The following is a 15,316-nucleotide window of genomic DNA, read 5'->3' as shown; positions in this document are numbered from 1 at the left end:
TACTATTATTTTTTGAAGGTTTGCCACAGAAGTTTTAAAAATCACGAATAAAACACCCTATATTTAGTATACAAAACCAACCCTAAAGGATTGGGTTCTGTTTGGTATAGAATTACCTATTATTAGAAAAGATTTCTCTACATAATAATTTGTAAACCCTAAAAAATGGAACAGTAAACATCAATTAGAAAAAACAGCTTATATAAGCTAAGTAATATTTTTACAAGCAACTTCTTTCAGAACACTTCAAGTGCTTTTCACCACACACACAAAAGACTAAACAACTGTTTATCAACTGATAAAATCGACTTTAATCGAAAAGCCAATATGTTATCCAAAAAAATAAATTAGTTTTAACTCGTTCCCTAATACATAATTAGTAGCATTTTACTAAAAATTAATTATCACCACAAGCTATCAAAAAGCTACTGGTTGTTACAATATTAATAATATGTCTAATGCTAAAAAATTACTTTCCATTCATTATTTCTGCTCCAAAATTATTGTTGTCAAATATTTTTTTGCACAACATTATTACTCTGCGTTGTATTTAAAAATAAAAATTCAAAAATATGTTCAAGATATAAAGACTGAGCAGAATTTATATTTTTTAATTACAAAACGAATAATTGAAACTTTTAATAAAGCCTTCAATTTAATCAAGGGTTTTTCTTGTCTGTGTTTAAATTCAAAAAAGAAGTATTTAGATCCACAATCTTATTACCCAAAAAGTGAACACTCAAAACTTCTCCTTAGCCAATTTCAGAAAAACATGCAGCTCCTTTAATGGAATTACAATTTTTTTACACCTTAAATTTTAAAAAAATGAAGAAAAAATACGCTCTACTCAAAATTTTATTTTTCTTATTAACAACCTCTCTTTTTGCACAGGACCCTGTACCAACAGTGGAATACCAAGCACTTGTAGACTTTTACAATGCTATGGATGGTGATAATTGGTTAAACAAATGGGATATTAGTTCTAATAATTTGCATACTACAGATTGGTATGGTGTAACGGTTGAAGATGAACATATTGTACAAATTAATTTACCAAACAACAGAGTTAGAGGCGCTATTCCAACCTCCTTTGGTAATTTAAAACATTTAAGAATACTTAATCTAAGTTCAAACTCCAGTAGTTACTATGCGCATGATTTGAGTACTACAGATCTTGATAATCTTTCAGGCTTAGAAAGTTTAGAGGAATTGAATTTTAGATATTGTAATATCTCAGGAAACCCTCCAACGTCATGGAGTCAACTAACAAAATTAAAATCGTTAACAATAAGCAACAATACACTTTCAGGACCTATTTTTAGTGAAATAGGGAATTTAACTGCATTGGAAACCATCGATTTTTCGCAAAATAACATATCTGTAATTCCATCAACCATTAGTAATTTAACGAACTTAAAAACTTTAAATTTATCTTATAATGACCTTACTGTATTACCACAAGAATTAGAAGACCTAACCAGCTTAACTACCCTATATGTTAATTCCAATCAAATTACAAATACCGAGGCTTTTCTAAACTCTAGTGTTAATTTAATTTTGTACTCCCAAACCCTAAACTTAGATGAGTTTGTGTTTAATGGCGATGATGTTGTACTTACAAATATCCCCAATATTACGCGCTACAATAGAACGACTAATGATTTTTCAGCTTTAAATAATTTTTATTTAAGAATAGACAATAGTAATGTGGCAACAAACATACCTATGCAAGCTGATGGTAGTCTAATTATTCCTAAAGAACATCTAAGCTCTTTAACAGGAGAAAACCAAGTTTCAATCTACCAACAAAATGGAGCTTCTTATAACACATATATTAACTTTACCACCACCACGGTAGATTTACCCGCAATTCCAGATGCCGAATATCAAGCCTTAGTAGATTTTTATAATGCAACACAAGGCGATAGCGGCTGGATAAACACCTGGGATGTTAGCGTAAATAATCTTAATGAAGGGGCTTGGTACGGCTTATCTATAGAAGACGGACACATAACAAGTATTAACCTATACAGAAATAGAATTAGAGGTGCTATTCCGGCTTCATTTAGTAATTTAAAATTTTTAAAAACACTTAATCTAAGCTCGAACTCTAGTAGTTACTATGGTAATGATTTTAATACTACAGACCTTGATAATCTATCGGGCCTAGAAAGCTTAGAAACATTGAATTTAGCATATTGTAATATTTCAGGTAGCTTACCCGCTTCATGGAATCAACTTACTAATTTAAAATCTTTAACCTTAAATAACAATGCACTTTCAGGAGCTATATTTAGTGAAATAGGAGATTTAACAGCATTGGAAACTATCAATTTTGCATATAACAACCTGTCAGTGATTCCAACAACCATTGGCAATTTAACAAACCTAAAGACTATCAATTTAAATAATAATGAGCTTAGCATATTACCACAAGAATTAGAAGAACTTACCAGTTTAACCTCATTGAATGTGTACTACAATCAAATTGCAGATACCGAAGCTTTTTTAAATATTAGCGTTAATTTAAGTCTATATTATCAAACCATAACTTTGGATGAGTTTGAGTTTAATGGCGATGATGTAGTTTTGACCAACCTACCCGATATAACGCGCTACAATAGAACTACTAATGATTTTTCGGCTTTAAACAATTTTTACTTAAGAATTGATAATAGTAATGTGGCAACTAATCTTACCATGCAAGCCGATGGAAGTCTTATTATCCCGAAAGAACATTTAAGCTCATTAACCGCTGAAAATCAAGTATCTATTTACCAACAAAATGGAGCATCTTATGGCACATATATCAACTTTACAAGCACTACCGTAGAATTACCAACAATTCCAGATGCAGAGTATCAAGCTTTAGTAGATTTTTATAACGCCACACAAGGCGATAGCGGTTGGATAAACACCTGGGATGTTAGCGTAAATAACCTTAATGAAGGAGCTTGGTATGGATTATCTATAGAAAACGGGCACATCGTAGGTATAGACCTATACAGAAATAGAATTAGAGGCGCTATTCCTGCTTCTTTTAGTAATTTAAAATTTTTAAAAACACTTAACCTAAGCTCAAACTCTAGTAGTTACTATGCTCATGATTTTAGCACTACAGCTCTTGAAAATCTATCGGGTTTAGAAAGCTTAGAAACATTGAATTTAGCATATTGTAATATTTCAGGTAGTTTACCAGCTTCATGGAATCAACTTACTAATTTAAAATCTTTAACTTTAAACAACAATACACTTTCTGGAGCTATATTTAGTGAGATAGGAGATTTAACAGCATTGGAAACTATCAATTTTGCAAATAATAGTTTAACAGCTATCCCTACAACTATAGGAGGTCTAACAAACTTAACGACACTTAATTTATCGTACAATGCCCTTACCGTATTACCGCAAGAGCTTGAAGACCTTACAAGTTTAACTACATTATATGTTAACTCAAATCAAATTGCAGATACCGAGGCCTTTTTAAACTCTAGTGTATATTTGGCATTATATTCACAAACCATAACCTTAGATGAGTTTGTTTATAGTGGCGATGATGTGGTATTAACAAACCTTCCCGATATTACACGCTACAATCGATCTACGAATGATTTTTCAGCTTTAAACAATTTTTATTTAAGAATTGATAATAGCAATGCGGCAACGAATCTTGTAATGGAAGCCGATGGAAGCCTTATAATCCCGAAAGAACTCTTAAACTCTTTAACTTCAGAGCAGCAAGTATCTGTTTATCAACAAGGCGGAACTTCATATGGCACATATATAAACTTTACAACAACCACACTAGATTTAGAAGAAATTCCAGATGATGAATATCAAGCACTAGCAGATTTTTACAATGCTACTCAAGGCGATAGCGGTTGGCTAACCACCTGGGATGTTAGCGAAAACAACCTTCATCTTGGTGCTTGGAACGGTATATCTATAGAAGACGGGCACATTGTTGGAATTAATTTACCCAATAACAGGATTGTTGGAGCCATTCCAGCTTCTTTTAGCGATTTGAAGTTTTTAAGAATACTTAATTTAAGTTCTACCACAACATCTACTTATTACACACATGATTTGAGCGCTACAGATTTGGATAATCTATCTGGATTGGAAAGTTTAGAAGAATTGAATTTAAGGTATTGTAATATTTCAGGAAGTTTACCAGAATCATGGAGTCAACTTACTAATCTGCAATCTTTGGAATTACGAAACAATGCTATAACCACTATACCAGCAGGAATAGATAGTTTAACAAATCTAGAATCGATTGATTTAAGTTATAATGCTTTAGAAAACTCAGTCGCTAACTTTTCTAATATTCAATTAACCTCACTTAATCTTCGTTATCAAACCATTAATTATGAAACGATAGAAGTTTCATCGAATGAGATAAACATTGATTTACCTTCAGCTTTACTATTAGCATTAAACGATGGCGTTGTAGATACCAATGCTAACAACGAATTCCATTTATATGTAAATAATGTATATCAAAAAACAAGTTTTTCAAACGACGGAAAACTGGTGTTTACAAATATAAACTTGTTAAACTTAGAAGTAACAGATGTAATTAGAATCTATCAAACCACTGGTGCAGCTCAATATTCAAATATTAATTACAATACGTTAAGTTTTGGATTACCACTTGTTGATGAAGAATTCGAAATTTTAAAAATAATATACAATGCAACAAATGGAGATTCTTGGACAAACTCTTGGGATATTAGCGTAAATAATGTTAATACAGTAAGTTGGTTTGGAGTAAGCATTAAAGAAGGCCATGTAGTATCTTTAAATTTGTTTAACAATAATCTATCTGGTATTATTCCAGAAGAAGTTACCGAATTAAGTTATTTAAAAATACTGGCTTTAAACAATAACGATATTGGCGGCAGTATGCCTTCTAACATCAATTTATTAACCAATTTAGAAACTCTAGATTTAAGCTCTAATCAATTATCTGGCACTATTCCTTCAAATATTTCAGATTTACAATACCTTAAAAAATTCGCCATTGGCAATAATAACTTTGCAGGCACAATTCCTTCTATATTATCAGATTTTGTTGCCTTAGAATATTTAGATATTTCCAGCAATAGTTTCGATAACGTAGAAAAGAAACTCTATTACGATTTCACAAACACATATATCGATTTGCGAAACCAAGTTATTAACTTTAATACAGTACTAAACTTAGAAGGAAGCACCTTAGCTGTTGAACTTGGAAACATTGCAACCTACGATCTAGAAAACAATAATTTCGAAGCAAAAAACACTTTTGTTTTATTAGTTAATGATATAACCCACACCTCCACAACCACCAATAACTTAGGTGAAATTATATTTGATGATGTACGAATTGGCGAAATACCTTCGGATGCGAAAATCTCTATTCGTCAAACAACAGGTACTTTTAGAAATACAGAATTTAATTATAACGGTATTGAAGACAAATCGAATATACCAGTTGTAGAACAAGAATACCTTGCGTTAGTTGATTTATATAATAGTTTAAATGGAGAAGAATGGACTAACCCATGGAATGTTTCAACCAACAATTTACATACCAACAAATGGTTTGGTGTTAGCACTTACGACGGGCATATTGTAGCTATAAATTTAAGCGAAAACAACTTAAAGAATACGGTTCCCGATGTTTTTGACAATCTACCTTTTTTAAACACATTAAACGTGTCATCCAATAATATTACTGGTATAACCGCAACTTTACCAGAAGCTTTAGATTTTGTGTATGATAGACAAGCCATAGAAGCTGGGGAAATCCAATTAAATAGCGAAACGACTATCAACGATTTTAGTATTAATAAATACGAACATGATAAAAGCAGTTTTAATAACCAAACCTATAATTTAAGAATTGGAAGCTACTCTAAAACAGTTAATTTATCGGAATCTGGCATTAAATTAATAGACTTAATTAAAGTATGGAACGTACCAAATAATCAAAACGTAGAATTAAGGCAAATTTCTGGCGACGCCAAGAATAGTATAATTAATTACTACTTACAATACGATTCTGGAGATTCTAACTTAGATAGTAATTTGAATGTTTTGGACATACAAACTTCAATTAATTATATTATGAGTAACTATGTTCCATACTTCAATTTTAACGCTGCCGATATTGATAATAATGATAATATTAACATACTCGATGTTATAGGGCAAGTTAATATTATTCAAAATCAAGAACCAGAAGATTCACCCAAAAATGCTTTAACAAAAACCAACACAGGTGTACCAATCTCAAAAATAAGTGTAGAAAACGGGGTACTTTACTTAAATACTAATGGTAATAGCGTTACCAGTTTAGAAATTTTAATAAACGACATCACCAAAGAAACTATAGAAGAATTAATATCTCCATTAGGCTTTTCAGTCAATATGGCAACCAAAAGTAATGGTGTAAGTCTTATTGCATATTCCTTTAATGATGCTTTAAACGGAAAAGTTGCACTAGCTAATCTTAATACTACAAATACTTCCGTACAATCGGTAATACTATCCGATGTAAATGCTAATCAAATTCCGGCAGAAATTATAGAAAACACACTTACTGATAAAGGTTTTGAAATAACAAAATCGATTAACATTTATAATTTCCCAAACCCATTTAAGGAGCAAACTACTATTGAGTTTTATTTAGATCAAAATAGCACAAACAACACTTTATCTATTTACGATATAAGCGGTAGAAAAGTAGACACCTCAATTATTAAAAACCTTACTAAAGGAAAAAACCAATATATGTTCAAACGGAAAAAACTACCTAACGGCGTTTACTTCTATTTGATAAATACAGAAGGTAATAGTAAGATATTAAAAGGAAAAATGATTTTAAAATAATAAAAGATAACTAACAATAAATAATTATGAGAGCTATTAAATTCACTTTATTACTGTTGTCTCTTATTACAACAGCATACGGACAAAACAGCCTTAACATCCAAAACTTAGAGGCAGCGCCGGGCGATAATGCCAAGATTATAATACAACTAAATAACACCGACAATATTTCTGGCTTACAGTTTAAAATAAAACTTCCTAGCAATCTAACAGTAAACGAAAAAGAGACGCAATTTGTTGGCAGAAACACAGACCACCTTATTTACCCAAAACGATTAGGCAATGGCGAGTATTTGTTTTTATGCTTCTCTGGAAGTAACGATAATTTTACTGGGCAAACAGGAGACCTTATTGAAATCCCTATAGAAGTACCTTTAACATATGTTGCCGGAGAAACTTTCGATATAACATTTACAGAAACCATAGTAAGTTCTAGCGCAGGAGTAGATATTGGTAGCAATCACCAAAATGGAATATTAACAATAATAGAAGGCGAAAACCCAGATTTAGAAGTTGGAGAAATAACAGGCTTAACTAATGATATTTTACCCAATGCACCGTATAATATTAGTTGGAATGTTGAAAACATTGGTCTTTCTGCAGCAATAGGCGGTTGGAGAGAACAAATTTCATTAGTATCACAAACAACAGATAAAAGATATATTATAGGAAATGCTTATTACGCTAACGCCTTACTAGAAAATGAATCTATTGCACGAAACCTAGAGGTTACCATCCCTCGTATTATTGGTTTTGATGGCGATGTAAAGATTGAAGTTAAATTAATAACCAATTCGTCGGTTAAAGAGCCTACAAGCGATAAAGATAATAACACAGCTCTTTCTAGTGACACCCAAAATCTATTAAAGAGATTAATTTTTACTGTTAATAAAAATGAAATATCCGAAAACTCAAGTGATCAATTAAGATTTAAACTTGTAAGAAGTGGAGATATAAGTGCTGAAGAAGAATTCACAGTATCTTCAGACGTTCTAGGCGCTTTTAATTTACCCACAAATTTTACAATTGGCGAAAATGAATCGTCCAAATTTCTATATGTAAACCCTATTAACAACACCACTTATGAAGGTGACAGAACGATAAGCGTAATAGCACAAGGAACTTCTTATTCAGATGAAAATTTAAATATAACTCTGCTAGACGACGAAGAAGTTATACTAACTTTAGAGCATCCTGAAATCTATAATTCTACCATAGGAAGCAGCATACCATTTACTTTAAATGCCACGTTTTCTGTAAACGAAGATAGAATAATTACACTATCTACCGATTTACCACAACGATTACAATTACCAAATGAAATTACATTATTAGCTAATGCTACCTCAACAACTTTTGATGCCATAATCATAGATTCTCAAAAAGTTGAAAAATCAGAAACAGCTAATATTATTGCCAAAGCTGAAGGCTATACTACAGCAATAAAAGATATTGAAATAGGTTCAATTAACATTCCAAATTTCACATTAAGTATAAATCCCGAACAAATATCAGAAGGTGGAGGAATTAAAGCATCTTATGCAACTTTAACAAGAACAGATCAGTTAGATAAGCCAACTACAGTTAAAATTAGTGCCAATACCGCTAATCAATTAATTTTACCTAATCAAATCTTATTTAAAATTGGTGAATCTGAAAAAATATTTAATATTGGCGCCGTAGATAATTCTGAAGTAGAAGGCGAGCGCACTGTAAGCATTTCTTCAGAAATTATGTTTGATGGTTGTTCTTGTGTTGACGATACAGATTCAAATGCATCAATAAGTGGAGATCTTACAATTTTAGATAACGACGGGCTAGCATTAACCGTAAAAATAACACCATCGACCATTAAAGCTGGCGCTAACAACAATAAACTTGTAATTTCTAGAAATACAGAAGACCCAACTATTCTTCAAAACCCAGTTACAGTAAATCTGTCTAGCGATTTAACAAATATTATAGAGCTACCGAGCACGGTAACAATACCTGCCAACCAAAGAGAAATTGAAATTGAATTTAACACGGTAATAGATCCTAACCAAGATGGAGATGAAACCGCTAGAGTGCAAGCAGAAGCCGCAGGCTATAGCGCAGGATTTGGGTGGATATTAATTTCTAACCAAAACAAACCCGATGCTTCAATTGTAGAACTATCAGCAAATACTAGCGTAGAGGCAGGAACACAACTAGCAGTTACCACTTTTATAAAAAACCAAGGAAATATTAACTTTCCAACAAAAAGTAAAATTGACTATTATTTATCTAAAACAGCAAATATTGGTAACGAGAAGCCTTTTGTATCTACCATAATAAACAAAATTATTAACGTAGACGAAACTTATGAATATGTTGAAAATATACAGTTACCAAACTTCTCTGGAGACTATTATCTTATTACTAAAATAAATGCCGATTATTCTATTAATGAATTAGACTTTGAAAATAATCAAAACGAATTATTAATTGAACTTCTTCCAGCCTATACCGTAGATATTACACTAGATAAAAATGTGTATAGCACAAACGAAATTGTTAATATTACGGGAGTGGCAAAAAATGCAGTAAACGAAACCGTTGCAAACGCAGATATTACTTTAAAAATTGCAAATTTAGAATTTGATAAAGATTATAATATTGTAACCGATGCTAATGGTGCTTTTACTTTTGAGTATGTACCGTTCGAAAACGAAAGCGGATCGTATACCGTAACAGCAAGTTTTCCAGGAGAAGATATATCACCGCAAGAAAGCTTTGAATTATTAGGTTTCGAAATTATTAGTAAGCCACAGTATATTAAATGGGAAACTGTGGTTAACGAACCATTGGGTAAAGAGCTTACACTAAAAAATAAAACAAATACAAGGTTAACAGGAGTAATAATTCAATTACCAGCAGAAGTGGATTTCTTAATAGATCAAACCCCTATGGATATTGAACCTGGAGAAACAGTAACCTTTCCATATACTTTAAGGCCAACGGTAGCAAGTGATGAGTTAAAATATTATGAATATAAAATGGAAATCCAATCTAATGAGGGTGCCATTTATTCAGAAAAGGTGTATTACTACTGTAAAAATCAGGTAGCTAAATTGGTAGCAACTCCTATTTCCATTAATACAACTATGGCAAAAGACCAGATTAGGCTTTACGAGTTGTCTATTAAAAATGTTGGAGCTATTAATGCCGAAAATGTCGAAATACTATTACCTGAATTAGATTGGCTAAGATTAAATTCTCAAAAAGTAATTGAAAGCATTAAGCCAGATGAAGAAATAAAAATAGTATTAGAATTTGAACCCACAGTTAAAGAGCAGGTTAATGTACCTATCTCTGGGAATTTTGTGGTAACACAAGATACTGGCGCATCTTTATCTATTCCTTTTAAGTTAGAAACGGTATCCGACTCTACAGGGAATTTAATTGTTGATGCAACCGATGAGTATACCTACAACACCGCAAGTGCACCGCACCTAAAAGATGCAAAAGTGGTTATTAAGCACCCTTTTACTGGAGCAATAATTGCAGAAGGTCTAACAGATGAGTTTGGTTTGTTTGAAGTACCCAATATAAACGAAGGGTGGTATGTAGTTAACATCTCTGCCGATAAACACAACCCATACCAAAACAATATTTTGGTAGATCCTGGAAAAGATACAAAAGTAACAGCATTTTTACCATATAAAGCAGTTACGTATTCCTGGGATGTGGAAGCTGTAGAAATTCTAGACGAGTACGATATTACATTACAAGTAGAGTTTGAAACTAATGTACCATTACCAGTAGTAGTAATGGAACTAGACAACCCAAAATTAGATTTAAACCCCGGAGAGTCTAGAATGACATACATTACAGTAACAAACCATGGTTTAATTGCAGCGCAAGACGTTAGCTTAAACGTGGGCGATGCAGATGGCTATTCTATTAAACCACTTATAACATCTTTAGAAGTATTAAATGCAAAATCTGCTGTTACCATTCCCGTTTTAGTTAAAAATATTAGCGATTCTGGAAAATCGGAAGGAATAGATAAAACCTCAGCAACACTAAGTGGCGGTAGTTGCAACGTTCCCGTAACTTTGAGAGCTGTTTATATTTGTGATACAGAAAAAGAATTATTTTCATACACAGCCTATGTAAATACATGTGCATCACCTGGAGGAGGAGGCGGACCAATAATTGTCGATGGCTGTTCTGGCTGCGGACCAGGTGGTATTGGTGGCGGATATGGACCCGGCGGAGGCGGAGGACCAAGTTCAGGAACGAGCACACTTACATCTTTTCCCGATTTTTGCGACCCTTGCACTAAAAGCATTACATCCACAATATTAAGTTGTAACCCATATACCTCTACGCTTAGTTGCGCATTTGGGCTTTTAACCTCTACAAGTCTTTTTGATTTAGCCACTAGCGCTGGAGGATGCGTAAGCGCTCCTTTTGGATGTGTTTGGTCTATTATTACCTTAAAAGATTGCTTTCCTTCTGGAGGCGGTTCTAGTGGTTCAGCAAAAACCACCAATAGTAAATCTGATTTAGATGATCTTGGAGGAAATTTTGATTTTATTTTTGAAGATTTTGAGAAAATTACAGAAGCTGAAACAGCACACCTCAATATGTTATCAGAGTATTTACAAAATACAGAATTAGAAGAAAACAATGACGACTTGGCTCTTTTCTTAAATATTACAGCTCTTCCCATGGATTCTGAAACAATATTAACTTCAGAAGATATTACTGCTTTAAAGAATGCCATGGCAGAGACAACAATTACTGAAACCTATATTGATGACTTTGCAACACGTTGGAATACAACCATTGAAGCTTGGAACTTAAATATATTGTCACCAAATGCGCAATATCCAGATATTGTTGACAAAATAAAAATTGAGGATTATAAAAAGACCAAAGCAGACTTAGAGACTCATGCCTTTAAAAGAGGTTTTGTTTCGGTTGCAGATATGTATAATTCAGATATTGAAGCTGTAAATGAATTTGTTGAAGCAAAAAGTGAGGATGCACCAAGCGTTTGCGCCACAGTAACTATCGAGTTTCCACAAAGATTAACCATGACTAGAGAAGCTTTTGAAGGGACACTTAAAATTAACAACTCCAGCTCTCAAGCAATAACAGAAATTAATTTAGATTTAATAGTTAAGGATGAATTTGGCGAAAATAAATCGCATTTATTCCAAATTAACAAAGACGATTTCTTAAACGGAACAGGTATTGTAAATGCAGACTCTAACGGGCAAGGATTGGCCTTATTTATACCAACTAAAGAAGCAGCACCTGAAGTCGCTCAATCCTATTCTTTTGGTGGAGTACTGTCATATTTCGACCCAGAAATTGGAGAAACAGTAAGTATAACGCTTAACCCAGTGACTTTAGAAGTTAATCCTAGTCCAGATTTAATTTTACGTTACTTTATGCAACGTGATATTTTAGGAGACGATTCGCTTACCGATGATATTGTAGAACCGTCTATTCCTGCAGAATTAGCTTTAATGATCACAAACGATGGGTACGGATTAGCTAAAAGTGTGAATGTAGAATCTATGCAACCTAAAATTGTAGATAACGAAAAAGGCTTATTTATTAATTTTAATATGATTGGTTCTAGCTTTAACAATGAGCCAACACAACTCGGGTTGCTAAATGTAGATTTTGGGGATATTAATCCAAAACAATCTGCCGTTGGCCAATGGTTCTTTACTAGCTCACTAATTGGTCATTTTGTAGAATACGACGTACAAGTAAATCATACCAGTAGCTATGGAAACGCTAATTTAAGTTTAATTAAAGGGGCGTATATACACGAACTTATTAGAAGTGTAAAATCTTACGGAAACAACAGCGACGATATCGCCGATTTTTTAGTTAACGATGTGGCCGATGCTTACGACACGCCAGATATGATATATTTATCAGATGGCACTTCTGAAGATGTATCTCGAGCAGAAGCTATTGAAATTACAGAAGCTGTTACGCCTTCTACATTAATTTCTAAAGTAAAATTAACGCCAATAACTACAGGTTGGAATTACGAAAATATTTTAGATCCATCTGCAAGCCAATACACCCTTACCAAGGTAGTTAGAGACAGCGATAATTTTGAAATTCCAGCAGAAAATTTCTGGCAAACTAATGTAACACTAAAAGACGGTTTAAACCCGAAGTATGAAAGCAGACTTCATGTATTAGATAAAATTTCAGGTATAGAAACATACACATTATACTTTAACCCTATAGATGGGAATATTCCTAATGTAGTTAAGTTTGTTGATACGCCAGAAGACTACAACACAACACCTGTAGAATTTGTAACCGTAGAATTCAATAAAGAAATTGATTTTGAAACCTTTACACACGAAGATATTGAATTAGTACACCAAGGCACTTTAGTTCCTACAGATGATATATTAATAGCTAAAATAGATGCCACTACATATTCCATAAATATAGAAAGCCTTACAGCTCAGTCCGGATTTTACGAATTAACCGTAAAAACAATTGGAATAAAAGATTTAGTAGGAAATGAAGGAGTAAATGGCAAAAAAATAGATTGGTTACAATTTATTAACGAATTAGGCATTCTTTCCTTTGAATCCGATCAGTTAAAGAAAAACCCAGTAAACAGTATTGACATCATCTTTAACAAACCTATCCGAACAGAAGAGTTTACTCAAGATAAAATAACCATTAACGGCGAACCTGTAAGCGGACTTACCATAATTAAAGTAGACGATTATAATTATACCATTTCTGGTTTTAACCCTTTAAACGAAGCTAATGGTGAGTATACTATTGCTATCGATGTTACCAATATTCGGGCCGAAGATGGTGTTTCTGGGTTAGCTGTTCAAACTTACAATTGGATGGTGGACAACAACCTACCAGAAGTAATAGAAATTCAAACAGCTAGTCAAGGTGTAGCTAACACTCAAAATATTACCGAATTAGAAATAGAATTAAGTCGACCTATTGTTTCAGAATTAGAGGCTTCGGCATTTCAGTTTTCTAAAAACGGTCAAGATTTATCAATCCCTATTACTATTCAAAAAACAGACGATTTACACTATACCATATATGGTCTAGGCGACTACACAGCTGATAACGGAACCTATAGAGTAACCATCGACCAAACAACTTTTATAGATGAAAACGATAATTTTGGAGAAGGTATTGCCGAAACCTCTTGGACCGTAAGATTAGATGCTTTAAACGCCATTACAAACATAAAAATTACACCAGACCGTGGCATTTCTGATACCGATAATATAACCGCAGGCAGCGATGTAGAGTTGATTTACGAAACTTTAATTGAAAATATTACGGTTGAAGTTTACGAACTTTTAGGAACCAGTGAGGTCTTAATCGATAGCCAATTTAGAAGCGCAACTGCCGAGTATGGTGTTTCCATTAGTAATTATGTTGGAGCTAAAAGATTTAAAGTTGTCGCATATGATGATTTAGGTAATAGAAGTAACGCGGAGATCTTATCGGCTTATATTGATTTTACAGACATAATAACCAATATTGAACTGGTGGACGACGTTGCTAACGATTGTTCAGATTTTGATTATGTAAATGTTTCCTTTTCAGACGACATTAATGAAGATTCGTTTAATCTCGAAGCTATTACATTAAAATCTTCTGGTATTGTAATTCCAAAAAACAATGTCAATATTAGAAAAATAACAGATAAAGAATACGTACTCGAAAACATTCAATATGATGGTGACGGCTCTATAGTTTTAGAAATAGATAAAACTAAAATCACCAAAAAACTAAGTGGTTTAAACGGTTTAATAACAGAGAGTAAAACACTAGGAAGTCCTGCTAAATATCAAGTTGATATTATAGGAGAAGAGAATCCTGTAATAGGCACTACTTATGAATATTCCGCAGATGAAGGTATGGATAAGTATGAATGGATTATAATAAATGGAGAAATTATATCTACCGAAGCCAATAACGTAATTGTAAAATGGAATAAAGCAAACTCACAATCATTAGTGCTTAGATATAAAACGCCTTTAAGCTGTACTTTAACAGCAACCAAAGAGGTAACTGTAGCTTCTATACCGCTAAGTATTGATGACAAACAAAGTGATGAGAAAAAGAGCTTTATTAGTCCGGTGCCAAATAACGGACAATTCACAATCCACACCAATGTGATATTAAACAACTGTAAGTTAGCAATTTTTGATGTTACAGGTAAGCAAATATATCAGGAAAGTAATGTAGATTTAAGTAACAATTTAAAAGATGTTAACCTTAATTTAGAAGCAGGCACCTATCTTTTAACTTTATACAATAGCGAAGAAAAACTACATTTTAGGTTTGTAATTCATTAAAGGGTACACACAAAGTTGTCACCCAAAAACTAAAAAAGCCTTGTAAACAAAAGTTTACAAGGCTTTACAATTTCTAAAAG

General features: G+C 32.8%; 2 protein-coding genes. Both read left to right on the top strand.

From position 1 onward, the window contains the following. The first annotated feature begins 825 nt into the window (after positions 1-825). Positions 826-6,879, top strand: coding sequence for a leucine-rich repeat domain-containing protein (locus ACJJV4_RS11805; RefSeq protein ID WP_405294653.1), 6,054 nt, complete (start codon positions 826-828; stop codon positions 6,877-6,879). A gap of 26 nt (positions 6,880-6,905) precedes the next feature. Next, positions 6,906-15,236: a T9SS type A sorting domain-containing protein gene (locus ACJJV4_RS11800; RefSeq protein ID WP_405294651.1), complete on the top strand. Its 8,331-nt coding sequence runs from the start codon at positions 6,906-6,908 to the stop codon at positions 15,234-15,236. Positions 15,237-15,316 lie beyond the last annotated feature (80 nt).

The organism is Algibacter sp. Ld11 (assembly GCF_045066735.1).
Classification (GTDB): Bacteria; Bacteroidota; Bacteroidia; order Flavobacteriales; family Flavobacteriaceae; genus Algibacter.
The sequence above is the reverse complement of the archived record's forward strand: the minus strand, read 5'-3'. Positions and strand labels throughout refer to the sequence as shown.

Coding starts and splice junctions, on each gene's coding strand:
- ACJJV4_RS11800 (WP_405294651.1), top strand. CDS start 6,906: ATGAGAGCTATTAAATTCACTTTATTACTGTTGTCTCTTATTACAACA.
- ACJJV4_RS11805 (WP_405294653.1), top strand. CDS start 826: ATGAAGAAAAAATACGCTCTACTCAAAATTTTATTTTTCTTATTAACA.